Consider the following 24923-nt stretch of genomic DNA (forward strand, 5'->3'; position numbering starts at 1 on the left):
TGAAAATGTATGTGGCGTTCCGTATCTGGAACAGCTATCTGCTTGCCAGAGAACCTCGTGACCGTAACGCTGCCTGTGACCGCTTCATGGATAAAATGAGCAGCCTGACCGGGGTATTCCATAACGAAACCATGATCTTTGACAGAGAAACAGGAAAACCGAAACATTTTCAAACTGGCAGCCTTTATTTCAAAGGCGCACCGTCAGAAGATACCCGGCTTGACCTCTGGTTCCCGGACAACCGGCGCACAGAAGAATGTGTGTCTGCCTATGCGTCCCTCTACCCCTTGATTACCTATTATCTGAACAGGCTGAATGACTGGGGGCTTTGCTTCCGGCAGTGCAAGGTCTGCGGGAAATATTTTCTGGCAAAGAGCCAGCGGTATGAGCTGTGCAGCGACAAGTGCCGAAAAGTACAGGCGCTTCAAAACAAGCGGGAATTTGACGAGAGGGCAAGAGAAAACAACTATGACCTGCTTTATAAAAATGAATGCCAGAACTGGCGCAACAAAATAAACCGGGTAAAAAATACCGCAGGCTTTCCGGCTGACCGTCTGGAAAAAATACAGGCTGCCTTTGCCGACTTTAAGAAAGAAGCCTTACAGAGAAAAAAGGCTGTAAAAACAGGAACAGCCAGCCCGAAAGAATTTACGGACTGGCTGTATCTGCAAAGTAATGTAATTGTGGAACTGACAGAATACTAAATTTTTTTCTCGTTGTGAGGTTTCTGTGACATTTGCCTGATGGCAGTATCGAAATTGCAGTAATTACTCATGCAAAATGCTTCTTCGTTTTATACACTATACCTATATGGTGGAGCACCAAATGAAAGGAGCAAAAAATATGTCTGAGATTCAAAATGCGATTGAAGTAAAGAACTTAAAAAAAGGTTTTGGTGGCAGAGTTTTGTTTGAGAATTTTAGCCTGAATGTAAAAGCAAATACAATCCATGCGATTATTGGCCCGAACGGTTCTGGAAAGACAACACTGCTACGCTTGATTACAGGGGTATACCAGCCAAATGCAGGGACAATCAACATTGCAGGGAAATATGCAATGGAGCTTGAAAATGACTATCTGTATGAAGAACAGACTGGTCTTGAAAATTTGAGAATTTTTGGGAAATACTTTGGATTTGAAATAAATGATCGTTCAGACGGCTATTGTACGCAATTAGGATTGACCGAGCATTTAGGAAAGCGTGTTAGCACTTATTCTAAAGGAATGAAAAGAAAACTGTCCCTTTTGATTGTGATTATGATGGGACGGGATATTCTGCTCATGGATGAACCAACATCGGGTGTAGACCCCATATCCAGAGTAGAAATCCGTAGTTTGATAGAGGCTCTAAAAGCTGACGGAAAAACGGTTATTATCACTTCACATGACCTTAGCGAGATTGAAAAGTGCGCTGATGATGTATCTATGATTAAAAATGGCAGATTGCTGTTTGATAAGGGTATTCAAGAAATGCAAGGACAATCATTGGAAGAAATCTTTATTAAGGAGGGCAATCGGCATGAGTAACATGGGAAAAGGCGCAGGCTACTATCTTACCAGAAGTAAAAGCCTCCTAATTGATACTGCGATTGTTGCCATTCTGGCGATTTTTATGAGCTTTGCAATGCAGATGGACACCTTGCAGTCTAAGGGAGATGATTATTTAGTCCTAATGCTCTATGCGGTTATTTTTGGTCTTACCTCCCTGCAATCCGGTGCTATGATTGTAGATTTGACAGCAAAGGATAAGTTAAGCCGGAGAATTGAATTTTTTGCAGCTTCTGGAATTGCAGTAAAAGAGATTATAAAACAGTATTCGATACAGATTTTCCGATTTTCTGGTATTATCCCGTTCTTTGTTTTTATGAGTTGCTATTACTTTACCGACTGGACAATGAGCTTTGGGCGGATCGTATGCGTTTATCTTAGTATTCTTGTACTTAGTTTTTGTGAGATTGTCGCTTTGAATACCATTGTACTGGATGTAAAACGAGTAAAACTGTTCAAAAATGTTCTGTTCTTTGGTAATTTTGCACTGGTTTATTTGATTGCGATGTCGGCAGAACGAATTACAGAGTTTGTGAATCAACATCATATAGGAATTGACTATTTGATTATTGTGGTTGATGTTGCACTTTGCATGATGTTTGCACTATTAAGTTTCTTTAAGGCTCGGCACATGAGCAACGAAACAGTCATCAGGAGGGATGGCGAATGGGTTTGATAACATTAAACCTTAAAAGGGTATTGAACTGGAATTTTATATTTATGAGTGCGGTAGCAGCTATCTTCGGCATGATCTCTCTGATGAACTTTGGGGATATTTCAGAAAACATTGTATTTGGCGTTGATATAAAGTATTTTATGCTTGATGGATACCTGTGCTTATTTATCTTTTTTGCCGGAGAAATAAGCAAGGATATGTTGCAGCAAGAAAAAATCACAAAGAGAATAGAATGGAAACTTGCTAATGGTATTAAAATCTCAAGTATTGTTAAGGAGAATCTGCTATCACTATGGATTGGAACGCTGATCCTTTTGTTTCCTCTACTTTTGATAATTTCCATTCGCCTGCCAAACCTTATCTTGTTATTAGGCACCTATTTTCTGATCCTTAGCATATTGTATTCGGCATTTATAAATGTTTTGATTCTCTGGATTAGAAATATGAACTGGTTTAAGAGTATTCCTATCTTTGCAACACTGCTTCATATTTTGCTGGTTGTCTTAAAATGTGGGATATTTATGAAAACGAATAATGTGTGGGTGTTGCTACTATTTTCTCCAGTGAGTATAATAGTTTTGACTGCGTGTGGTTTATGTCTGATGACTAAAGAACGGATCGTATCATCATATTACTAACATAATGAATTTTAGCTGAAAGGAGGGGGGTCTATGCAGGATAAACGCTTCTATCCGTATCTGTTTCTTCATGCGGGTATTGTGACTTTATGGGTTATATTGGATAGAATACATAAAGGGATTGCGAATGATGGAGTCATCAACTTATTGTCGATTGCCGTCTTGCTTTGTTATTTCAATCTGCTCTATCTTCATGTAATGACATCACGGCGAGAAGCAACAATATCCGAATGTGGCTGGAACCTGCTTTCTGTTTCCTTTATTGCGGCGCTGATGTATGATGGATTTTCCACCTTATACACGGGTGCATTTCTGGTTTTTGCATTGATTATCGGAATAATGCTGGTAAGAACTGACGCAAGCCGGGGAAAAATGGTTCGCTTGCTGTTTGGAATTGCGTCTATCATACTGTCGTTTTTCAATTTCCGAATTCTACCTGCGATAACTATGTTAATTGGAATGTTCGTGGGAATTTTCCTTGATTATAAATATATAAATTTGAAACAGGTTAATATTCTTCCGATTGCCCAGAGGAAAGCAAGATATGTCCTTGTTTTCATGATTCCTTTGCTTACAATCGTACTTTATTGCTTTGATTTGTCCACCCTGCAAGTCAATGTGTTTTTTCAGCTTATAATGCTTTTATTTGAGGCCTTTGCTGTCATTCATCTTGGCGACATGGAAGCTCGTTACAACGAGCTGACAAAGTATTATGAATTAACGAACTATATTGCAAGTGAGAGGGAAGATTTTTCAATGCTACTTCACAACGATGTGCTTCAAGATATTGGAGGTGCCAAAAATCTTCTGTCGCTTCGCTCACCAGCTATTGATGAAACAAAAAGGATATTATCTGATTTGGAACTGCGAATAAGAAATATGATGAATTTCTATTCGTCTAATATCTTTTCGGGGTATGCTTCATGGGAACATATTGAATATATGCTTGACGCCATTAAGAAGCTGTACCCAAAGAAAAATATATTTATAGATTTTACCATTGACAGCGAAGCAAGGATTGCTTTGAAAAAAGATAACAGTTTGGAACAGACTATGCAGATAATCAAAGAGCTTGTCAACAATGTTTATAAACACGCTGCCGCTTCTTTTATCCATTTGGAAATCGCGTTAAATGAAGAAAGTAAACTCGTAATTACCTGTCAAAATGACGGCGCGAAATCGAATGACATTGAAAACATTCTTTCTTCTAAAGGTGGTATGCTGTTCTTAACGGTGTTGATAAATGGGAATGGCGGTAACATTCAGTATTTAGAAAAAGATGGTATTTTAACTGCAACGGCAGTTTTGGGGAGAAAAAATGAAGATATTACTATTTGATGACCACAGGATATTTGGAGAGAGTTTAAGCAAACTTCTGGAAGATTGGGACGCAATCTCAATCTGTCACTATGTAAGTAATGAAACAGAGTTTTGGAATATTCTTTCCGTAGACGAATGGGACATTGTATTATTGGATGTTAACCTAAGAGATCAGTCAAAGAATTCTGGCATTGACCTGATAGAAAAAATATATAACAAAAAGCCAAAAACAAAAGTGGCTATGCTATCCTCTTATGATATGCCGGTTTATAGACAGGAGGCACTTAAAAGAGGTGCTGTAAGTTATATTGACAAGTCGGCTTCTGCTGATGAGCTGGTAAAAAAACTTACAGCTATTAGTAAAGGTCACAAATCCACTACGCCCCCTTTATTAGATCCCCTGACAGATCGTGAAGCGGAAATTATTAAGGCGATTGGAACAGGGAAAACAAAGCATGAAATAGCGCAAGAACTGTATATCAGTGAACGGACACTTTACAACCATATCCAAAGCATCTATGATAAGCTGGGGGCTAAAAATGCTATCGAAGCCTATAACAAGGCTATTGCACTTGGATATATCACACCCTTAATATGAGTTTAGGCAATAAGAGGGACAGATATATCAGAACACAAGTGACAAGTATGCACATTATGTAAGCAGATAGCAAAAACAAGTATCATTGAACGACTTCATCAAAACAATAAAGAAAAGCTGGGAGCAAAATTAAGTCTGCTTCCAGCTTTTTTGTATTTGTTATTGTATGTGGTTGACTAAGGAATATTGTTTAAGCGTGAGTTTGTGATATTGGGTGTGGTATCTTTAACTATGGGAAACTCCACGTTCCCATTTGCTGACCGTTTTATCTGATACATATAATTTTTCAGCCAAATCCTTTTGAGTTAAATTCTTTTTCTTTCTTAATTCGGTTACAAATAAACCGAATTTTTCATTACTAATTTGATCCATACATCCACCTCCTGCACACATATTATAATGGGAGTACGCATAAATCAATCGACTAGCAGTAGAATTACAGAATATTAGCACAAATATATCAAATAATCTCCCCATTATAATTATTTCTGTGAAGTTATATTCGGATATTTTTTAAACGCTTTTTCGCTTGGCAGTATCTTCTCTCTTTGGAGGTTACTGTCCACCATCGCTATAACCGACTGATCATCATCCAGTTCCCGGATAATGACCGGCACTTCCGTAAGTCCTGCCCATAGTGCAGCTTCTTTTCGTCTGTGTCCGGCTATAATTTCATATCCATCACCATGTGGATTTTTTCTCACCAGAAGTGGAACTAATACGCCTTCCTTCTCAATACTGCATCGCAGTTCAAACAGTTCCTGATTTCTCTCTACTTTAAACGGGTGTCCTTCAAAGCTATGCAGCTCTTCCAATTTCATCAGTACAATACCTGCACCCGGCTCGTGATTCTCTAATGAACACATTTCTTTCTTCTTTGCCATTTTTTATTTTCTCCTTTGCCTTTGAATAAAAGAAAAGGACACTCATCTTCCAGAAGTTCTGAAAACAAGCGTCCTTTCGGCTTTTCTCTATGCTATTGAATAAAAAATGTTAATTCTGTCTGAATGTATTTCCTCATACCAGATGCAATACTACTGACACTTCGATGCCATTCATAATCTGCTTTTTCTTGCCCTGTTTGCCTGTTGGTGTGAAACTCATATGCCTCGCAAAGTGCCTGAAATTAAGGACTTCTACGAATTCACCCGATGTAAACAACACACGACTTCCACATGCACCGTGTTCGGGAATAAATCCACACATGCAATCTTCTCTACCTTATATCCTCTTCCCTGGATCATCTCCAGGTCCCTTGCCAGGCTGGTCGGTTTACATGCGATATAGACAAGTCTGTCGACCCCGAAATTTAGTATCTTCATCAGGGCTTTTGGATTCACTCCGTCACGCGGCGGATCCAGCATGATAAGATCGGGTACTTCTCCAAGTTCATCGATGACTTTTAAGACATCTCCTGCCCAGAAAGCACAGTTGTCCAGTCCATTTAATTTTGCATTGACCTTAGCTGCCTCAACTGCTTCTTCAACAATTTCAACACCGACTACTTTCTTCGCTACCGGCGCCAGAATCTGTGCAATTGTTCCGGTTCCACTGTAAAGGTCAAAAACTACTTTTTCATTCGTATCCCCGATATATTCTCTCGCTTTTTCATAAAGCACTTCTGCTCCAAGTGAATTTGTCTGGAAGAAAGAAAATGGTGTGATTTTGAACTTCAGTCCAAGTAATTCCTCATAGAAATAATCCTGACCAAAAAGTACTTCTGTTCCTTCGTCTTTTACAATATCTGCGAGACTGTCATTCTTCGTATGGAGAATTCCGACAATCTTTCCGGTAAGCTCAAGTGCCTGAAGTGCTGCTGCCCATTTATCCAGAAATTCCTTTGGTTTACTGTCAAAGCCTTCTTCTGATGCTGTTACAATATCAATGAGGATTTCTTCCGTCTTCACTGCTTTTCTCACGAGTAAATGTCTGAAATACCCATCATGTCTCATGCGGTGATAATATGGCAGGCCTGATTTTCTCGCACATTCCAGTGTACAGGCCAATATCTTTCTGTAATCACCGTCTACAATCTGACAATCACATACATTGACTATGTCGTGGAAACTGCCTCGTTTGTGCATACCAAGTGCCAGCGGTCCGTCTTTGTATTCGTCACCAAAAGAGAACTCCATCTTATTACGGTACTCACTTCTTACCGGACTTTCCAGTACACCTTCCCAGATATAGTCGCCGTCAACTGCCTCATCCATCATTGCCTTGACCTGTGATTCCTTTAATTTTACCTGTTCTTCATAAGGCAGATTCTGATAAGTGCAGCCGCCGCACTGTCCGAAATGCGGACAGGCAGACTCTATCTCCTGAGGCGCTTTCTCGATTACCTCCAGAAGTCTTCCTTCTGCTTTTCCTTTTTTCACTTTATTTACTGAAAAACGTACCTTCTGACCAGGCACACCATTTTTTACAATGACGCGTCTGTCCTCCTGTGATACATTTACAATTCCTTTATTCGGGAACTCTACGGATTCGATGACTCCTTCGTATACCTGTCCCTTCTTCATAGCGTTCTCGTCCTCCTTTACAGACTATCTATTTTTTATAATGAGCTTTCCAGCGTTTACCATCCTGTTCCAGCTTCATATGAGAAATGCTCTTAACATATTTTTTGAACTGGGAATATCCATAATCATTTAGTTTGAAATCTTTGTATTTATCATACACACGATTTCCGATGGCACCAAGATCCATACCTGCTTCTCCGGCACCTTTCACCAAATTACGTACAAACTGGTCTACGTCTTCTTTTCTCGCACGGTTCTCTTTTAATGTAACCCAAGCTACATGACCATGTTTCACAAGTTGTATTCTGTCAAATTCCTCAAAAAATTTGGAAAGGCTGCTATATCCGTAACTTCGCACGTCAAAATCCGGATAAAGGCTGACCAGTCGGCTTCCTACTTCGCCAAGTCCGGTCTGTTTATTATTATCCTGATTCTCCATGATCATCTTAATAACTGCATCTTCAACCTTCTCACGCCCCAGCACTTCATGAGATTCTCCCCCTCCATCTTCCAAGCCTTTCTCTGACAGAAGATTTTCCAGAATTGTGAATTTGTCACATGCTTTTCGAAATGGCTCCGGCGTCTTATTTTCGCCCATTCCAATAACCATCTTACCGCTCTCTCTTAATCGGCTCACCAGTCTTGTGAAATCACTGTCACTGGATACAATGCAGAATCCATCCACATCCTTTGCATAAAGAATATCCATCGCATCTATAATCATCGCAGAATCTGTGGAATTCTTTCCCTGCGTATAAGAGAACTGCTGGATCGGTGTGATCGAGTTCTTAAGCAGCTCATCCTTCCAGCTTGAATGTTGCGTATTCGTCCAATCTCCATAAATTCTTTTGTACGTAATATTTCCATATTTTGAAAGCTCTGTTAAAATCGGCTTTATATACTTTGCAGATACATTATCTGCATCAATCAACAGAGCAAAGCATTGTCCATCCATCGTCCACCTCGTCCTGTAAAAAAGCAGGCATCTCAGCCTGCTTTTTACTTACTTGTTTTGTTGTTCTGAACCTATACCTGATCCTCGTCATTGAAGAAATCATCATCGAAATCATCGTCAAAATCATCCTCAAAGTCTTCCAGATAATCCGGGGTAAAGAAGCAATATACTGCATATGCGATTGCTGCAACTGCTGCCACAGCACCGATCACTGCCAGTATCCAAAGAACTGTCTTGGAAGCTTTCTCTTCTTCCTTTTTGTTAATCAGATCGTTCAGCTTTGTTGTTGCAATAAGCTCATCAATTTTACTCATATCCCTCGTCCTTTCCCTTGCCCTTTGCAAGTCTCATTATTGTATATTATTATAACACTGGTCTTACAATATTACTACACATTTATTTTATAAAATTTACAAGTATACTTTGAAGGTATAATTTGAAAGCTGTAAAGTTTGTCAGTATAAAATTACCTTTACAAAATTCTCTGCTTCTGCGTATTTCTTATATCTTCTGTAATTTTGCGAATGCCGCAAACATCTTCTTCGTTCCAGGCCCGTCAAAATTTACCGTCACTTCGTAGTCACGTCCGCCTTCGACTATCGACAAAACTGTACCTTCACCGAATTTTATATGGCGTACACGGTCACCGACTCCATACTCCAGCTTTCCCCCTGCAGGCTTTCCAAAGGATTTTCCTTGCTGTACTGCTGCAAATGCTTTCGTCTTAAATGCCTGTCTCGCCATCTGGTAGTCCGTTTTTCTTTCCGGTTCTTCATGATCCGCGTGGTCTGTGAGACTTTTTCCATTTCCTGAAAGTTTATTTCCCGTAGATATCAGTTCCAGCGGAACTTCCTTTAAGAAACGTGACATTTTATTATACTGCGTCTCACCGCGGACCATACGTCTTCTTGCACAAGTCATAGTCAATTCGCTCTGGGCTCTTGTAATACCTACATAACAAAGTCTTCGCTCTTCCTCCAGTTCGTCCGGATCATCGGCCGTCACTGTCATATAGCTTGGAAACAGTCCGTCTTCCATTCCGGCAAGATAAACGCGTGGAAATTCCAGTCCTTTCGCACTATGTAAAGTCATGAGCACCACATAATCACTGTTCTCATCCAGATTGTCAATATCTGCCACCAGAGCGACTTCCTCAAGAAATCCACTCAGTGTTACCGGTTCATCATGCTCTTCGCATACTTCTTCATAAGCAACGACTTTATTTAAAAGCTCATCGATATTTTCAATTCTCGCCTGAGCCTCTATCTCACTCTCTGCCTGAATGCTCTCGATATATCCGGTTTCGTCAATAATTTCCTGCATCAGTTCATGAAGTGTCAATTCCTTTGCATCTACTTTAAAGTGCTCGATCAATGCTACAAATGACTCGAGCTTTGACACGCCTCTTCCGATATCCGGGATAAGGTCAGCTCCCTTAAGACATTCATAAATTCCTTTTTCATGCATCGCAGCATACTCCTGCACACGATTAATGCTGGTAAGACCGATTCCTCTTTTTGGTACATTGATAATTCTTCGCACCGCCAGGTCATCCTGACCATTATCTACGGTTTTTAAATATGCAAGAATATCTTTAATTTCCCGTCTTGCATAGAAATTAATGCCGCCAATAATCTTATATGGAATATTTGCTGTTACAAATTTTTCCTCGAACATACGGGACTGTGCATTCGTACGATATAAAATGGCGTTGTCCTGATAGTCGCACTCGCCCTTTTCCACATGTTCTTTTATATCGGATACTATGTATTCTGCCTCATCGAATGCAGTATCAAACTGACGAAATGCAATCTTATCACCATCTTCATTGTCTGTCCACAGCGTCTTGTCCTTTCTTCCGTGATTGTGGCTGATCACAGCATTTGCTGCATTCAGGATATTTGCTGTGGAGCGATAATTCTGCTCCAATTTAATGACTGCTGCCTTTGTAAATACTTTCTCAAAATCCAGAATATTACGGATATCTGCCCCACGGAATTTATAAATAGACTGATCATCATCTCCGACTACACACAGATTCTGATACCTGGAAGCAAGCAGACGTACCAACTCAAACTGCACCCCGTTCGTATCCTGGTACTCATCTACCATAATATAGCGGAATCTCTCCTGATAATATTCCAACACATCGTGCTGTGTCTGGAATAGCTGAACTGTCTTTAAAAGCAAATCATCAAAATCCAGTGCATTGTTAGCTCGGAGCTGCTTTTCATACTCTTCATACACATCCGCAATCTTTTTCTGATGAAAATCTCCGCCCGCCTGAAGCCGAAATTCTTCCGGAGTCAACATCTCATTTTTTGCATGAGAAATGGTTCCGATCAGCATACGCTCTTTGTAGATTTTTGTGTCAATCTGTAACAACTTGCACACATCCCTCATCAGTGTCTTCTGATCATCTGTATCATAAATTGTAAAATTCGTGTCATATCCAAGCAATGCAATATGGCGTCTTAGTATCCGCACACACATAGAATGGAATGTACTCACCCAAATACTTTCTGAGCCGAACCCAACCAGATTATCCACACGTTCCCGCATCTCTGCTGCCGCTTTGTTCGTGAATGTAATTGCCAAAATATTCCATGGATTGACGCCTTTTTCTTCAATCAGGTACGCAATCCTGTGGGTCAGGACTCTTGTCTTACCTGATCCCGCTCCTGCTAAAATAAGAAGCGGTCCTTCCGTGTGAAAGACTGCTTCCTTCTGTTTATCATTTAACGTATCATATATATTCAAGTTCTTTTCGTTTCCTTTCTTATTATTTTCCACCTGTCATCTTCTCATGCTCTCGCATGATCTCATCATGAAGTGCCACCGATGTCCAGTTCTTATTCATCTCTGTCAAAACGGCTTTTAACGGAACCTGAACTTTTTCTTTTCTCATACGCTGCAATGCCTGATCCAGCATACGCTCATTTTCCGGACACATTAAGAGCATCTCATCTTGAAATACAGCTTCTATTTCTTTCGCTTTAACACCAGCTTCTTCATTTATTGATTCCGTTGTTCTGCCTTCTGCAACTTCACCAACCGGAAGCAAGTATTCTTCTTCCTCCACATGACGGACTCGGTAGCCTAAAAATCCAAAAATCAATCCAATCTTCCGACCTTTTGTCGTCCCTTTTAAATTATAACAAAGTACTGTTGCCCGCACCTTAATCCTCCTGTCTTCCAATAACCAAGAATATTCCAAAGCATATTTTCATATTATAACAAAGATAAAAAAGAAGCGCAATGACCTATGAAGACGAAAAGCTATTGTTCCTGTGTTGAACAAGCGCTATCGCTGATTAAGAATCTGTTTCTATAATACGGTATCCCACTCCGACTTCTGTAAATATAAACTGTGGCTGACCGGGATTTTTTTCGATTTTTCTACGGATATTCGCCATATTCACACGCAGGATACGGTTATCCCCCTTCATGTTTGGTCCCCAGATTTCTTTCATCATGTAATCATATGTCAGAACCTTGCCTGCATATTTTCCAAGGAGACTTAATAACCGGAACTCATTCTGGGTCAGTCCTGCGTCTTGTTCCTCCACATAGACCCGGTGTTTATCATAATCTATCACCAATTTTCCATTTAAAAATGTGACTTTCTGCCTCTCTCCCTGATTCTTGCTTGTTCCCCGGAAATGTCGGATCGCAGCCCGGATCCTTGCAAGAAGTTCTGATGTTCCAAATGGTTTTGTTATGTAATCATCAGCTCCCATATCGAGCGCTTCTACCTTATCTTTTTCATGATCTCTGGCAGAAACTACAATAATCGGCATATTGGACCACGCACGGACTTCTTTTAAAATCTTCATTCCGTCCATATCTGGAAGTCCCAGATCCAAGATCACCACATCTGGACATCTGGAAGTGATCAGACTATATGCTTCCTTTCCTGTCTCAGTCGCGATCACATCATAATCATTGGCCTCCAGGATCGTCTGTATAAACTTTCGAATATTTTTATCATCTTCTACTATTAATACACGGTCTTTAATCTCCATTCTGTTCTTCCTCCTCAAGCGGTAATGTAAATGAAATCTTTGCTCCGCCATCTATCTTATTCTCTGCCCAGACTTTTCCCCTGTGCGCATCTATAATACTTTTACATACCGAAAGTCCGATTCCCATACTCCGTTTATTATCGTACGTCTCACCTTCCCGGTGGCTGATCTGACCTGTAAATAACATTGGCAGAATCTTTCCATCAATTCCTTTCCCATTATCTTCAATAGAAAATATAGCTTCTGTTTCATTCGCAGATATGGTTACCTTCACCTGCGTCGTCGTTCCTCCATGTATCACAGCATTTTCCATAATATTCACAATGACTTGCCGGATCAGGATTGGATCCATCGGAACAATAACAACTTCTTCTGGAATATCCACCTCGACTTTTATGTCCGGGAAACGCTTTGAAAACTTTACAACTGCACTGCTGACAATCTCTTCTGCCAGTTCTTCGTGTGTCGTAAGTCTTGTTCCTTCATCATTCATCCGGGTAATGGATAACAGGTTCTCCACCATCCGTACCATCCACTGTGCCTCTTCTTTGATGTTCAAAAGCAGCTCTTCTTTCTGCTCCTCTGTCAAAACATCTTTATTATCTATAATTCCAGCCGCTGCTCCTTCTATAGAAGTAAGAGGCGTCCGGATATCGTGAGACACTGCTCTTAGAAGATTTGCTCTCATCCTCTCTTTTTCTGCCTTTAACCGCACATGCTCCTGCATCTTGATCTGAGTCATCAATGCACTTACTGAAATAGATACTGTCAACATTACAATAAATGTAAGCGGATAGCCGGTCACAGTAAAATCCACTTGGAAATATGGATAGGTAAATATATAATTGACTCCCACAACTGCCACCATAGATGCCAGCACTCCATAAAAATATCCTTCTGTAAGTCTGGATACACAAAGTACTGCCAACACATAAATAAGCGGCACATGCGTGTCTGTCGGAACAAGCGGCCGCAAAATAAAACATATAGCTGTCGCTGCTGCCAACATTGCAGCCGTAATAATTATATTTTTCAAAATTTTCATATAGATGTTCTCCATTCCACCGCCAAATTGATAGCACAATACATCTCTTTAGGTGCTCCTATTATATCACATACATATGTTAAGATTTTGCTAAAATCAAAAGGGACAGCACCTTTTTCAGATGCTGTCCCTTTTGATTCTTCTATCTTCACTTACTGATATAAATTGAATGTGAACATTTTATTTTTTGCTTGTCATATAGTTTTTATTACTATATAATATCTATATTGAGGTGACAATTATGAAGATTAATATGGATGAACTACTGGACAGCATGTTAGAAGGTATTTCCAATATGGATTATGTACGCTCTGAGGATATACCGAATATTGAATTATATATGGATCAGGTGACCAGCTTTATGGACGAACAGTTAAGCTCCAGTAAGCGGTACGATGATGATAAGATTCTGACAAAAACAATGATCAATAATTATGCAAAGAACAACCTTCTCCCACCACCGGTTAAGAAGAAGTATTCCAAAGAACATGTGGTTGTCATGATTTTTATCTATTATTTTAAAACGATCCTGTCCATCAAGGATATTGAGACGATTCTTACTCCAATTACGGAAAAGTATTTTGATACAGACAGTGCTGTCGATGTTGCATCTATCTACGAAGAAGTCTGCGACACAGCAAAGAGCCAGATTCAGAACTTAAAAGATGAAGTCCGCGAAGCATACGAGACTTCTCAGAATACTTTCAAAGATATGGAAGGTCTCTCTGACAGTGACCAGGAATATCTGCAGTTATTTTCTCTAATTTCTTCTCTTAGCTTTGATGTATATGCAAAGAAAGCTCTGATTGAAAGGATTATTGATGAATTACCAGAACCAGTACACAAAAAAAAGTAGCCATCATCGGCTACTTTTCTTTTCGCACAAATACACTCTCCGGTCTTCCTCTGGAAGTAGTTCTCTTTTTGTATGCAACTTTCAATATTTCTTCACGCTCTAATGTTGACAGAAAACGGTTCGCACTTCTTTTTGTAACTCCTAACCTGAACGCAAGTTCCTGTGCTGTAATCTCTTTTTCTGCAGATGCCTCCAAGGCAGACATAACTTTGCTGACCGTGATCGGTGATAGTTTTGACTTAATATCCCGGTAAGACTGATTATCAACCATAAATGTCTCAGTTGCCTCCACTCCAAGAGGGCCGATCAGTTCTTCCTTTTCTGTTACTACATAGCTCGTATTCTTTTTTAGTTCTGCCTCATGGCATGCATTCAACGCATTCAATCTTGCCTGGGCGATTCCTGCTCCAAAACCATAGCCAATACAAAAGTTCCAGCCGGTCTTTCGTTTCTTAAGTTCTGCGAACAATCCATCTCTTGACAGATCCTCCGTTATTTTAAGAACATCTTTTTTGGTTGCAAGAATCTCCATTCCATAATGATATCTGTGAAGTGAAAATTCTGTGATACCATTTCCAAACATTTCCATCATCATGCTTTCCAACCGAATGTAATTAGAATCCAGCTCTCGCAAATAACTAACTGAATTCTCCTGTCCTAACAGACGAACTACAATGACACATGGCTGGCGTTCTTCCAGTTCCCGTTTTTCAATATCACTGAGCAGTCTCTCACAGACATTTTGTACATACCGTTGTCCCGGATAAGGAAAATATACATTGACTCCTTGCTCTTTTAATCTCTTTACAATGCTTGAAAAACGTGTAATTGAAAGATCTGTCTTTCCTTCTTTCCACAGATTCAGATGTTTCTCATACTGTTCTTCTTCCAGTTTCTGCATCCTTTCCAATGTAAATGTCTCATTAGAAAGAATGGTAAGATCCGGCATTGTCTCCCGTCCTTCTACAAATGCCGTCAGATTACCGCCAAACAATTCCATGATATCTGCATATACTCTTCTAAAATCAAGCTTTCGATTCTGCTGCAAAAGCTTCAGTAGCAGACGATACATGGCTGTGTCATCGGTGTTAAAACATCCAATCGGACGCTTCTCTTCCGGATAGTAAAGATGAATCATATGTGCCGGAAAACTTCCGCTTGCTAAAATCCCATCATATTCCGGTCCGATTTTTTTATAAATATCCTTAATATCTTCGAATTTTTCATATGTAAAGATGTGATACTGAAACCCCATATCCAACTCAGTAATCATATCCTTTATGAATTGTTCCAAAAAATCGGTCGCGATAATTGCTATCTTTTTCCCCACATTCCGACCTCCTTCTGCTTTGTTCCATAATATGATACCACACTTTTTCTGATATGGCTAACTGCCCTTTTCACACTTCTTATATTCGTACATTTCTTATTAATTATTCCTAATTAAAATCACTGCTTTTTGTGCAATATAGGCAATAGTTTTTTGTACAATACATACATTTTATCAATATATATTGACTTTATTTTAACATTTTTCTATAATATAGACACGTCTTTATATTGTCTTTAATTTAAAAGGAGGAATTATAATGAATCAATTTTTGAAGCGTGCAAAAGAGCTTGAGTCTCAATTGCAGACAGACAGACGTTATCTTCATCAGCATGCAGAAGCTGGCGAGGATCTGCCAAACACAACCAGATACGTCATGGAGCGTCTCCGTGAAATCGGACTGACTCCAACTGAAATCTGTCCTTCCGGTGTGACTGCTCTGATTGAGGGCGCAAAGCCGGGAAAGGTTCTTCTTCTTCGTGCAGATATGGATGCTCTTCCAATGCCGGAGAACAACGATCTTCCATTTAAAACTGAAACCGATGCAGCACACAACTGTGGACATGATTTTCACACAGCAATGCTGTTATGTGCAGCCCAGATGCTATATGAACACCGCAATGAATTGTGTGGAAGTGTAAAACTTATGTTCCAGCCGGCTGAGGAGACATTTGCAGGATCCAAAAAGCTGATTGCTGCCGGAATCCTGGAAAATCCAAAAGTTGATGCTGCTGTCGGCATGCATGTTATGCTGGATTCTTCCAAACCAGCCTTGAATTACGGACTTGGTTATATGACCTCTTCCTGTGACGGATTCAAGATTACCGTTCATGGAAATGGCTGTCATGGAGCAATGCCGGAACTTGGTATCGATCCAATTAATGTTGGTCTTCACATTTACAGTGCTTTTCAGAACCTGATCGCACGTGAGACACCATCTGCTGAGCGTGCAATCCTGACATTTGGCGCATTTAACGCAGGAGCAACACCGAATATTGTCCCAGGCGAGGCTGTTCTGATGGGAACTCTTCGTACTTACAACAAAGAGCTTCGCGAGAAACTAGTCAGCAGAATGCATGAAATCTGCGAGTATGAGGGAAAAGCTTTTGGAGCAACCGTTGACTATGAAGTACTTTCCGATGTTCCTTCTACATACTCCGATCCTGAGATGACAAAGGAATTAGCCGGTTATGCTTCTGAAATTGAACCGGGAATCATCGGAAAAACTAATTATATGGTAACACCTTCCGATGACTTTGCTTTTATTTCTGAGCATGTGCCAACAACTTACTTCATGATAGACGCAAAGGTAGACGGATGTCCGGTACAGCACCACAACCCAGGAGTCCTCTTCAATGAAGATGCTCTTCCGTACGGAGCTGCTGTACACGCAACCTGTGCATTCAACTGGTTAAACAAACAAGGAGAATAAGACTATGGAAAAGAAGAAAATACACTATGGCTGGTACATTGTAATTGGATGTCTTCTCATCACATGTACAATGGTACCTCCAATCATGGCACTTAGTAACAAATTCCTCATTCAGGTAACAGAAGAACTTGGTCTTTCAAGAAGCGGATTTACTCTTGCAAATACAATCCTTCAAGGACTGGGAATTTTTATTTCCCCTATGGTTTCTTCCAGACTTGCAAAAGGCGATATGCGTAAAATCCAATGCATCAGCATTATCGGATTCGCACTCTCTTACGCCTCTTACTCACTGGCTCAGAATGCAATTCACCTGTATATCTCCTCTGTATTCATTGGAGTATTCTGGTTAAATTCTGCACTGATCCCAGTAAGTATGATGATCACAAACTGGTTTGCTAAAAAACGTGGTCTTGCAATGAGTATTGCAATGGCTGGTATCGGAGTTGGCGGTACAATCTTCAGTCCGATCGTAACTATGTTACTTGAAAAATATGGCTGGAGACATACATACCAGATCATGGCTCTGATCGTACTTGTAATCGCTCTTCCAGCTGCTTTCTTCATCCTTCGTAAACGTCCTGAGGATATGGGACTGAAACCATACGGAAGTGACGAAGCCGATACAAAAACTGCTGATAAATCTTCTGATAAAAAAGAGTCCGATCTTTCTTTAGAAGTTCAGCAGTGCTGGCCAAAATTCTTCTTCTGGTTAATGCTGATCGGTATGCTTTGCAACGGTCTTATTAACTCCGGTTCTCTGGGACAATTCCCACCGGCAATTGAAGAAATGCACGGACCGGCAATTCAGGCTGCAATTATTTCCATCTACTCAATGGTTGGTATCTTTGGCAAGATCGTACTTGGATGGTTAAATGACCGTTTCGGTGTTGTTGTCAGTACTGTATGTGGATGTGTTGCATTCGCAGTATCTTTCATCTTCATGTTAATGGGAAGCAATGTAACAATGCTTTATATTATGGCAGTCCTCTTCGGACTTGGAGATGCCATAGGAACTGTAACTCCACCACTTGTAACAGCTGCTGTATTTGGTACAAAGAAATATGGACAGGCTTATGGTATTGCAAACAGCTTTACTCAGGTTGGTCTGACATGCGGTTCTCTTATGGTTGCTGCGATTTATGACGGAACAGGAGCATACACAAGTGCCTGGATTCTTCTGTTTATCCTGACTATCGTAACATTAGTTGGATGGATCGGATCTTACGCTCTTTCCAGAAAATATGTAGAGAAATAATTCTCACTTAAACAAAGGGACTGTTTCTTTTCCGAAACAGTCCCTGATATCATTCTCATTATTCTATCTGAATTTTTTCTTCTTATTTATTTTCTTCTTCGTTTCCCATGCCAATTCGTTCGAATACCATATCATATCCATCATTGCCATAGTTTAATGAACGATTCACACGGCTGATCGTTGCTGTAGAAGCTCCTGTCTTATCTGCAATCTCCAGATAAGTCTTGTGCTCTCTTAACATCTTTGCAACTTCAAATCTCTGAGACAACGATAACAGTTCATTGATCGTACAGATATCTTCAAAAAATGTATAACATTCTTCCTTATTCTCCAGACTTAAGATGGCGCTAAAAAGATAGTCAACCGCCTCCGTTCTGATCTTCTTGCTCATATATATTTACACTCCTTTGTTTTCATATCTCATCACTGTTACATTTTAACACAGTAAATTTTTAAAGTCCATACATTTCCTTTCGAAAGGTACAAAAACACTGTTTTTCCTTTACATTATCTCAATATTTTTATTATAATAAATCCAGGCGGTTTTAATTTCATGAATGCCTGTGATAATAAAATAACGAGGACTTAAATATGTTAAGAGATATTGATTTAAATGAAATTTCAGACGGTAGACTATATACTGCCAACGATATGGTAAAAGCTGATTGTATGGGATGTCAGGGGTGTTCTTCCTGCTGTCAGGGTATGGGAGATTCTATTGTTCTGGACCCGTATGATATGTACCGGTTATACACGGGTCTTAAGACCACGCCTGCGGCTCTTCTTGCTTCTTCCCTGGAACTTGGTGTCGTAGACGGACTGATCCTGCCTCACCTTAAAATGAATGGAAATACCGATTCCTGCACGTATTTGAATAAAAATGGCCGCTGCAGCATACACCCTTTCCGTCCGGGATTCTGCCGGCTCTTTCCACTGGGGCGTTACTATGAAAATAATTCTTTTTCATATTTTCTCCAGACTCACGAATGTCCAAAACCCGGCAAGGCAAAGATTAAAGTCCGTAAATGGATTGATGAGCCAGATTTTTCAAGGCACGAAAAATTCGTATCCGATTGGCACTACTATCTCAAACCGTTACAAAACTATGCTATGACATCCGAAGACAGTGAAAAGATAAAGGCACTCAGTATTCAGATACTTCAGACTTTTTATCTTCTCCCCTACATAGAAGATGTGGATTTTTATGAGCAGTTCTATCAGCGGCTTTCAAAATGATAAACAAGAATGCCATACAGACTATAAATATCCTGATTTCGGATATCTGTCAGTCTGTATGGCATTTATAATCGTTTATATTCTAATCTATCTACTTTGTATCATCTTTAATCTTACCGGTTTTTACATTTGGCTCAATAAAGTTTGTGTATGCATAATCCCACAGTTTTTGTGAACCTTCTGCTGTATGTGCATTGCGTTCCAGTATCTGGCTTAACCGCACACCCTTGGCAATCCAGTCTTTTCCTTCTGTGTAATCATTCAACATCGCCGGCTGAACATTATCCATCACGTGGGCGAACTTAGCTTCTGGCGTTTGAGCCTCCTCGAATTCTTCCCAAAGTTCACGAAGCTTTTCCCCCTGATCTTCCGGCAGGATTCCGTAGATCCGGTCTGCTGCCTTTACTTCCCGTACTCTCTGAGTTTGCTTTCCTTCCTCATCATATGCATAAGTATCTCCGGCATCAATCTCTACAAGATCATGGATAAGAAGCATACTGAGAACCCGAAGAACATCAATCTCCTCATTGGCATACTCACTTAAAAGCAACGTCATGACCGCCATATGCCATGCATGCTCCGCATCGTTTTCACGCCGCTTTGCATCTGATAAAAAAGTCTGTCTTGTAATAAACTTTTCCTTATCAATCTCCCGGATAAAATCAAACTGTCTGTCTATTCTGCTCTTTTCCTGCTTCTCTTCCATATTCCATGCTCCTGTATCTATATGTTTTTTATTTTTTCCCTTTTTCTTCTTTCTTACACTTTTCCGGCTCTTCTTTTACATCTTCATCTGTAATCTTCTCTGCGCTGCGCTCTTCCATTGTCTCAAATTCTGTATGATGTCCCACATATTTGTAAGCCGGACGGATAATTTTGTTCGCATTTGTCAACTCTTCCAGTCGGTGTGCGCTCCATCCCGGCATTCTGGCAATTGCAAAAATTGGCGTAAAGAGTTCTTGTGGAATACCAAGCATAGAATACACAAATCCACTGTAAAAGTCTACATTTGCGCAGACATTTTTCTGAAGATTTCTCTGCTCTTTGATCATCTTACCTGCAAGACTCTCTACCAGCTCATAGAGAGCAAACTCTTTCATCCGTCCTTTTTCTTCTGCAAGAGCTTTGGCAAATCTCTTCAAGATTACCTCTCTTGGATCAGACAATGTATAAACCGCATGTCCCATACCATAGATCAGTCCGGAATGGTCAAATGCTTCTTTATTCAAAATCTTGTGTAAATAAGCACCCACTTCTTCTTCATTTCCCCAGTTTTTCACATGAGCTTTAATATCATCAAACATATTCTGAACTTTCAGATTCGCACCACCATGTCTAGGTCCTTTCAGAGAACCGATAGAAGCTGCTACTGAAGAGTAAGTATCTGTTCCTGAAGATGTTACTACATGCGTTGTAAACGTGGAATTGTTACCACCGCCATGCTCTGCGTGAAGTACAAGCGCAATATCCAGTACCTTTGCCTCAAGTTCTGTATATTCTCCCTTTGGTCTGAGCATCAGAAGGATATTCTCTGCCAATGACAATCCCTTCTCCGGGTTACGGATAAAGAGCATCTCATCTTTACGGAAATGTCTATATGAATGATAAGAATATACGGCAATAAGTGGCAGTTTTGCAATCAGCTCAAGTGCCTGACGAAGTACATTTTCCGGCGAAATATCGTCCGGATTCTCATCATAAGAATACAGTGTCAATACACAACGCTGCATCGCATTCATAATATTCTCATTAGAAGCTTTCATAACAACATCACGGACAAATCGTCCGGACAGCTCCTGTAATTCAAACATCACATCCAGGAAATGTTCCAGTTCTGTCTTATTTGGTAAATGTCCGAACATCAACAGATATACAGTTTCCTCAAATCCAAATTTTCTGTCTTTCAGACTGTCTACAATATCATTAACATTAATTCCCTGATAATAAAGACGTCCCTCTGCCGGAATATTACGTCCGTTGATCAGATTATATCCTGTTACATCTGAAACTTCAGTCAGTCCTGTCAGGACTCCTTTTCCAGCTGAATCACGCAGTCCACGCTTTACATCATATTCTACATAAAGATTGGGATTAATTCTATGATTATTACGAAGGGCTTTGCAAAGCTCCTTAAATTCTCCTTTTAAATCTTTATCTTCTTCTAATTTCATGACCTCATTATTACTCATTCCAGGGTCCCTCCTTGCGCCCTCCCGTATCTTTGGGATGTCTTTTTATATTGTGTTATTGTATACATTTAAACAATTGTAACCCATTTTCTAAAAAAATACAACCTCTACTTTTATTTAGAGGCTGTATTTTTATGAATTTTTATGAATTTTTATGAATTATTTTGAATATACCCAAACTGCTTTGATCTGGGAACTGATCTGGGAATAATTCCAGCTTTTCTTGGAATTTTCAAGGCTGAATGGATCACAGATCGTGACATTTCCATTATTATAAGATGTCAATATGATAAAATGTCCGATATCTGTAAAGTCTCCCGGACGCATACTGCAGATGACCGGGTGCCCTGCCTCCAGTTCTTTTGCGATCTCGCTCTCATTCCCATTACTCTCACGGCACGTCAGTCCCCAATGTTCCACGCCTGATGTCATAAATGCCCAGGTCGTATCATTATTCTCATCTACATAATGGTTCTGTGTTGCGTAATCAGCAACTACTGAAGGAGTCACTGTCTTATCTCCGGTAAGCCCTACGACCAGCATAGAAACACAAGTTGGACCGCAGCCGCTTACTGCAATAATGCTCGTTCCGTATGGAGAATATCCCCATCTTTCATCCCATTGGAGAATCTCCGGAAACATACCGGAATAACCATCTTCTGCTTCCACAGTTGCAGCCGGTGCCTGATCTTTCTTCTTTCCATAATCTTCCACAAACTGTACCGTCTCCGGATTCTTATCCAGAAGTTCAATGACCTTCTCCGGGTATCCTGCCGTAACTGCTTCCTGTCTTACCCTTGCAATTCGCTCCTCTGCCGTCTCTGTCTTCTTAGTCGTATCTGATGTATCCTTATCATCTGTCTTCTCTTTCACAGCTTCACTGTTCGCCTGTACCCCATTCTCAACCGATGTCTTTGCTGCATCCGCTTTTCTGCCGGTCTGAGATGTCTTTGCCTGTATATCAGTCTTTCTTGCCATATTATCAGACTTTAATGCCCATGTTGCACAACCGATGATAACAACAACGACTGCCACTCCTGTAAAGAATAACTGTCTGATAACTTGCTGACGTCTTTTCGTATATTTTTTTCGTTTTTTATATTCTGGTTTTTCTTCTAACATTTCTCTTTAGCTCCTTACGAATTTACATTATACTATAGAATCCGTCCTTCGCACAACCATAGAAATCTTATAAAATACTTAATTTAAATGATGCCAGGGTCAAAAGGTCTTTCATCCACATGAGCTCGCTCATAAGTGGATGAAAGACCTTGGGATCCGCCCCAATATGAGCCTAAAAGTGGGATGACAATCCCACGATATGCGAATAATTGGGAGGATTGTGGGAGTGCAAAGCACGGAACAATCCGTAGGTATCATAGTTGGGGGCTTTTGACCCCAACATCTTTAAATGAAGCCAGGAAACTGCCCTTAATCTGACAGCCTTCCCGGCTCCACATTCATGTTTCAAAATTCCTTTTTAAGCAGTCTGTTCAAACTGTGAATTATACAGATCCGCATAGAATCCATTTTTCGCAAGTAGTTCTTCATGTCTGCCCATCTCCACGATATCTCCCTCTTTCATGACCAGGATCAAATCTGCGTCACGAATCGTAGACAGACGGTGCGCGATAATAAAGCTTGTGCGCCCTTTCATCAGGTTATCCATTGCTTTCTGAATACGCACCTCAGTACGTGTATCGACCGAACTTGTAGCCTCATCTAAGATCAAAATCTTTGGATCTGCAAGAATCGCTCTTGCAATCGTCAGAAGCTGTTTCTGTCCCTGGGATACGTTACTTGCCTCTTCATTCAGCTCCATACCATATCCACCTGGCAGAGTCTGGATAAACCGGTGTGCATAAGCTGCATCCGCTGCTTTCACCACATCTTCATGTGTAGCATCCAATTTGCCATAACGGATATTGTCTTCAATACTTCCTTTGAACAGCCATGTATCCTGAAGTACCATACCAAACATACGACGCAATTCTCCTCTGTCAAACTCGCGGATATCATGTCCATCTACCTTGATGGAACCACCTGACACATCATAAAAACGCATCAATAATTTTACCATCGTTGTCTTGCCGGCTCCAGTCGGTCCTACAATTGCAATTTTCTGTCCAGGTTCTACTTTTACACTGAAATCATGAATAATTGTATGCTCCGGATTGTAGCCAAAATGAACATGTTCAAATTCTACAGCTCCTTCTGGATTCTTTAATACAACCGGATTTTCTGGTGCTGCCTCTTCTTCCGGCTCTTCTAAGAACTCAAACACTCTCTCAGAAGCGGCTGCTGTAGACTGGAGCATATTTGCCACCTGTGCCACCTGCTGGATCGGCTGTGTAAAATTTCTCACATACTGGATAAATGACTGGATATCTCCGACTTCAATAGTCTTCTTAATTGCCAGATAACCACCAAGAATTACAACTGCAACATAGCCTAGGTTTCCAACGAACTGCATGATCGGCATCATCATTCCGGATAAGAACTGTGATTTCCATGCAGAACGATACAGTCTGTCATTATCTCTGTCAAATTCATCTATGACATCGTCTTCTTTATTAAATGCCTTTACAATATTATGTCCGCCATAGACCTCTTCTACCTGTCCATTAACATATCCAAGATACTCCTGCTGTTCCTTGAAATATCTCTGGGAACGCTTCACGATCATTCCGATCAGCCCCATGGAAAGTGGAAGGATTAAAATTGCGATCACTGTCATAAGCGGACTGATGCTGAGCATCATGACCAGTACTCCAATGATTGTCGCAACAGAAGTAATAACCTGTGTCGCACTTTGGTTCAGACTCTGACTTAAAGTATCCACATCATTTGTAATTCGTGAAAGAATCTCACCATGTGTCATCTTGTCAAAATATCCCATCGGAAGTCTGTCAATCTTTTCCGAAATCTCTTTTCTCATTCTGTAAGTCAGTTTCTGGGAAACTCCTGTCATAATGTATCCCTGGATAAATGAGAACAATGCACTGCACACATACAGGCACATCAGTCCGATGAGAATCTTTGCGATCTTATCAAAATCAATTCCACTTCCACCGGAAACTTTACTTATCAGTCCATGAAATAGTTCTGTTGTTGCTTTTCCAAGGATCTTCGGTCCTGCAATATTAAATATAGTACTTCCTATTGCAAATATCACTACAAGGAGAAGACCTATCTTATACTGTGTAAGATATCCCATAAGCTTCTTCATGGTACCTTTAAAATCTTTGGCTTTTTCGGTGCTCATACCGTGTCTGCCACCCATACGTCCTCTTGGCAT

At 40.3% G+C, this 24923-nt stretch carries 24 protein-coding genes and 1 pseudogene; 10 read left to right on the plus strand and 15 right to left on the minus strand.

The window, feature by feature from the left end:
• The 6 genes from LI164_RS13090 to LI164_RS16050 all read left to right on the plus strand — a co-directional run.
• Positions 1–704 (plus strand): hypothetical protein (locus LI164_RS13090; protein WP_227087255.1); only part of this gene is annotated, 704 nt, incomplete at its 5' end.
• Positions 705–825: 121 nt separating this feature from the next.
• Positions 826–1527, plus strand: coding sequence for an ABC transporter ATP-binding protein (locus LI164_RS13095; RefSeq protein ID WP_081703311.1), 702 nt, complete (start codon positions 826–828; stop codon positions 1525–1527).
• Positions 1520–2224: a hypothetical protein gene (locus LI164_RS13100; RefSeq protein ID WP_227087256.1), complete on the plus strand. Its 705-nt coding sequence runs from the start codon at positions 1520–1522 to the stop codon at positions 2222–2224. The genes LI164_RS13095 and LI164_RS13100 overlap by 8 nt, the downstream gene beginning before the upstream one ends.
• On the plus strand, positions 2215–2862 hold the full coding sequence (locus LI164_RS13105) for a hypothetical protein (RefSeq protein ID WP_021738928.1): 648 nt from the start codon (positions 2215–2217) through the stop codon (positions 2860–2862). Before LI164_RS13100 ends, LI164_RS13105 begins: the two co-directional genes overlap by 10 nt.
• A gap of 33 nt (positions 2863–2895) precedes the next feature.
• Positions 2896–4200 carry a hypothetical protein gene (locus LI164_RS13110; protein WP_025580612.1) on the plus strand — a complete coding sequence of 435 codons (1305 nt, stop codon included), beginning with the start codon at positions 2896–2898 and terminating at the stop codon, positions 4198–4200.
• Complete coding sequence (locus tag LI164_RS16050) at positions 4181–4780, plus strand: response regulator (RefSeq protein WP_025580613.1); 600 nt, start codon at positions 4181–4183, stop codon at positions 4778–4780. Before LI164_RS13110 ends, LI164_RS16050 begins: the two co-directional genes overlap by 20 nt.
• 234 nt (positions 4781–5014) lie before the next feature.
• Here the strand turns inward: LI164_RS16050 and LI164_RS13125 are convergent.
• The 9 genes and pseudogenes from LI164_RS13125 to LI164_RS13165 all read right to left on the minus strand — a co-directional run.
• Positions 5015–5173: pseudogene (locus tag LI164_RS13125) on the minus strand (helix-turn-helix domain-containing protein); the annotation flags it as partial.
• Positions 5174–5262: 89 nt separating this feature from the next.
• Positions 5263–5664 carry a ParB/RepB/Spo0J family partition protein gene (locus LI164_RS13130; RefSeq protein ID WP_005335514.1) on the minus strand — a complete coding sequence of 134 codons (402 nt, stop codon included), beginning with the start codon at positions 5662–5664 and terminating at the stop codon, positions 5263–5265.
• A 252-nt stretch (positions 5665–5916) separates the two neighbouring features.
• Positions 5917–7302: a 23S rRNA (uracil(1939)-C(5))-methyltransferase RlmD gene (gene rlmD, locus LI164_RS13135; protein ID WP_117682944.1), complete on the minus strand. Its 1386-nt coding sequence runs from the start codon at positions 7300–7302 to the stop codon at positions 5917–5919.
• A 28-nt stretch (positions 7303–7330) separates the two neighbouring features.
• The gene (locus tag LI164_RS13140; protein ID WP_005335512.1) at positions 7331–8257 is read right to left on the minus strand and encodes an NYN domain-containing protein; all 927 of its coding nucleotides are present in this window, start codon (positions 8255–8257) and stop codon (positions 7331–7333) included.
• Positions 8258–8328: 71 nt separating this feature from the next.
• Positions 8329–8571: a DUF4366 domain-containing protein gene (locus tag LI164_RS13145; protein WP_117494600.1), complete on the minus strand. Its 243-nt coding sequence runs from the start codon at positions 8569–8571 to the stop codon at positions 8329–8331.
• A gap of 187 nt (positions 8572–8758) precedes the next feature.
• The gene (pcrA, locus tag LI164_RS13150; protein WP_117682962.1) at positions 8759–11017 is read right to left on the minus strand and encodes a DNA helicase PcrA; all 2259 of its coding nucleotides are present in this window, start codon (positions 11015–11017) and stop codon (positions 8759–8761) included.
• 22 nt (positions 11018–11039) lie between these two features.
• On the minus strand, positions 11040–11435 hold the full coding sequence (locus LI164_RS13155; RefSeq protein ID WP_040015654.1) for a DUF3783 domain-containing protein: 396 nt from the start codon (positions 11433–11435) through the stop codon (positions 11040–11042).
• A 136-nt stretch (positions 11436–11571) separates the two neighbouring features.
• Positions 11572–12282 carry a response regulator gene (locus LI164_RS13160; RefSeq protein ID WP_005335503.1) on the minus strand — a complete coding sequence of 237 codons (711 nt, stop codon included), beginning with the start codon at positions 12280–12282 and terminating at the stop codon, positions 11572–11574.
• Positions 12272–13327: a DUF4118 domain-containing protein gene (locus LI164_RS13165; protein WP_227087258.1), complete on the minus strand. Its 1056-nt coding sequence runs from the start codon at positions 13325–13327 to the stop codon at positions 12272–12274. Before LI164_RS13165 ends, LI164_RS13160 begins: the two co-directional genes overlap by 11 nt.
• A gap of 241 nt (positions 13328–13568) precedes the next feature.
• Between LI164_RS13165 and LI164_RS13170 the strand changes: the two genes are divergently transcribed.
• The gene (locus tag LI164_RS13170) at positions 13569–14183 is read left to right on the plus strand and encodes a DUF1836 domain-containing protein (protein ID WP_117657811.1); all 615 of its coding nucleotides are present in this window, start codon (positions 13569–13571) and stop codon (positions 14181–14183) included.
• Positions 14184–14193: 10 nt separating this feature from the next.
• On the opposite strand, the gene LI164_RS13175 is transcribed toward LI164_RS13170, so the two are convergent.
• The gene (locus LI164_RS13175; RefSeq protein WP_227087259.1) at positions 14194–15513 is read right to left on the minus strand and encodes a hypothetical protein; all 1320 of its coding nucleotides are present in this window, start codon (positions 15511–15513) and stop codon (positions 14194–14196) included.
• A gap of 259 nt (positions 15514–15772) precedes the next feature.
• Between LI164_RS13175 and LI164_RS13180 the strand changes: the two genes are divergently transcribed.
• Positions 15773–16945: a M20 family metallopeptidase gene (locus LI164_RS13180; RefSeq protein WP_117682947.1), complete on the plus strand. Its 1173-nt coding sequence runs from the start codon at positions 15773–15775 to the stop codon at positions 16943–16945.
• Between the two features lie 4 nt (positions 16946–16949).
• Positions 16950–18200, plus strand: a complete 1251-nt coding sequence (locus LI164_RS13185) for an MFS transporter (RefSeq protein ID WP_117657814.1) — start codon at positions 16950–16952, stop codon at positions 18198–18200.
• An 82-nt stretch (positions 18201–18282) separates the two neighbouring features.
• Here LI164_RS13185 and LI164_RS13190 read toward each other — a convergent pair whose 3' ends face one another.
• Positions 18283–18591, minus strand: a complete 309-nt coding sequence (locus LI164_RS13190) for a YerC/YecD family TrpR-related protein (protein ID WP_117605987.1) — start codon at positions 18589–18591, stop codon at positions 18283–18285.
• Positions 18592–18791: 200 nt separating this feature from the next.
• On the opposite strand from LI164_RS13190, the gene LI164_RS13195 reads away from it, so the two are divergent.
• On the plus strand, positions 18792–19436 hold the full coding sequence (locus tag LI164_RS13195; RefSeq protein WP_117682948.1) for a YkgJ family cysteine cluster protein: 645 nt from the start codon (positions 18792–18794) through the stop codon (positions 19434–19436).
• Between the two features lie 91 nt (positions 19437–19527).
• On the opposite strand, the gene LI164_RS13200 is transcribed toward LI164_RS13195, so the two are convergent.
• The 4 genes from LI164_RS13200 to LI164_RS13215 form a co-directional block, all read right to left on the minus strand.
• The gene (locus LI164_RS13200; RefSeq protein ID WP_117682949.1) at positions 19528–20142 is read right to left on the minus strand and encodes an HD domain-containing protein; all 615 of its coding nucleotides are present in this window, start codon (positions 20140–20142) and stop codon (positions 19528–19530) included.
• A 28-nt stretch (positions 20143–20170) separates the two neighbouring features.
• Positions 20171–21625 (minus strand): citrate/2-methylcitrate synthase, encoded by a 1455-nt coding sequence (locus LI164_RS13205; RefSeq protein WP_117494592.1) that lies wholly within the window; start codon positions 21623–21625, stop codon positions 20171–20173.
• A 159-nt stretch (positions 21626–21784) separates the two neighbouring features.
• Positions 21785–22747, minus strand: coding sequence for a C39 family peptidase (locus LI164_RS13210; protein WP_117605989.1), 963 nt, complete (start codon positions 22745–22747; stop codon positions 21785–21787).
• 358 nt (positions 22748–23105) lie between these two features.
• Complete coding sequence (locus LI164_RS13215; RefSeq protein ID WP_005335481.1) at positions 23106–24923, minus strand: ABC transporter ATP-binding protein; 1818 nt, start codon at positions 24921–24923, stop codon at positions 23106–23108.

The sequence above is a fragment of the Dorea sp. 210702-DFI.3.125 genome, from assembly GCF_020560945.1.
GTDB lineage: Bacteria > Bacillota > Clostridia > Lachnospirales > Lachnospiraceae > Dorea > Dorea formicigenerans.

Coding starts and splice junctions, on each gene's coding strand:
- LI164_RS13095 (WP_081703311.1), top strand. CDS start 826: ATGAAAGGAGCAAAAAATATGTCTGAGATTCAAAATGCGATTGAAGTA.
- LI164_RS13100 (WP_227087256.1), top strand. CDS start 1,520: ATGAGTAACATGGGAAAAGGCGCAGGCTACTATCTTACCAGAAGTAAA.
- LI164_RS13105 (WP_021738928.1), top strand. CDS start 2,215: ATGGGTTTGATAACATTAAACCTTAAAAGGGTATTGAACTGGAATTTT.
- LI164_RS13110 (WP_025580612.1), top strand. CDS start 2,896: ATGCAGGATAAACGCTTCTATCCGTATCTGTTTCTTCATGCGGGTATT.
- LI164_RS16050 (WP_025580613.1), top strand. CDS start 4,181: ATGAAGATATTACTATTTGATGACCACAGGATATTTGGAGAGAGTTTA.
- LI164_RS13130 (WP_005335514.1), bottom strand. CDS start 5,664: ATGGCAAAGAAGAAAGAAATGTGTTCATTAGAGAATCACGAGCCGGGT.
- rlmD (WP_117682944.1), bottom strand. CDS start 7,302: ATGAAGAAGGGACAGGTATACGAAGGAGTCATCGAATCCGTAGAGTTC.
- LI164_RS13140 (WP_005335512.1), bottom strand. CDS start 8,257: ATGGATGGACAATGCTTTGCTCTGTTGATTGATGCAGATAATGTATCT.
- LI164_RS13145 (WP_117494600.1), bottom strand. CDS start 8,571: ATGAGTAAAATTGATGAGCTTATTGCAACAACAAAGCTGAACGATCTG.
- LI164_RS13160 (WP_005335503.1), bottom strand. CDS start 12,282: ATGGAGATTAAAGACCGTGTATTAATAGTAGAAGATGATAAAAATATT.
- LI164_RS13165 (WP_227087258.1), bottom strand. CDS start 13,327: ATGAAAATTTTGAAAAATATAATTATTACGGCTGCAATGTTGGCAGCA.
- LI164_RS13170 (WP_117657811.1), top strand. CDS start 13,569: ATGAAGATTAATATGGATGAACTACTGGACAGCATGTTAGAAGGTATT.
- LI164_RS13180 (WP_117682947.1), top strand. CDS start 15,773: ATGAATCAATTTTTGAAGCGTGCAAAAGAGCTTGAGTCTCAATTGCAG.
- LI164_RS13185 (WP_117657814.1), top strand. CDS start 16,950: ATGGAAAAGAAGAAAATACACTATGGCTGGTACATTGTAATTGGATGT.
- LI164_RS13190 (WP_117605987.1), bottom strand. CDS start 18,591: ATGAGCAAGAAGATCAGAACGGAGGCGGTTGACTATCTTTTTAGCGCC.
- LI164_RS13195 (WP_117682948.1), top strand. CDS start 18,792: ATGTTAAGAGATATTGATTTAAATGAAATTTCAGACGGTAGACTATAT.
- LI164_RS13200 (WP_117682949.1), bottom strand. CDS start 20,142: ATGGAAGAGAAGCAGGAAAAGAGCAGAATAGACAGACAGTTTGATTTT.
- LI164_RS13205 (WP_117494592.1), bottom strand. CDS start 21,625: ATGAGTAATAATGAGGTCATGAAATTAGAAGAAGATAAAGATTTAAAA.
- LI164_RS13210 (WP_117605989.1), bottom strand. CDS start 22,747: ATGTTAGAAGAAAAACCAGAATATAAAAAACGAAAAAAATATACGAAA.
- LI164_RS13215 (WP_005335481.1), bottom strand. CDS start 24,923: ATGCCAAGAGGACGTATGGGTGGCAGACACGGTATGAGCACCGAAAAA.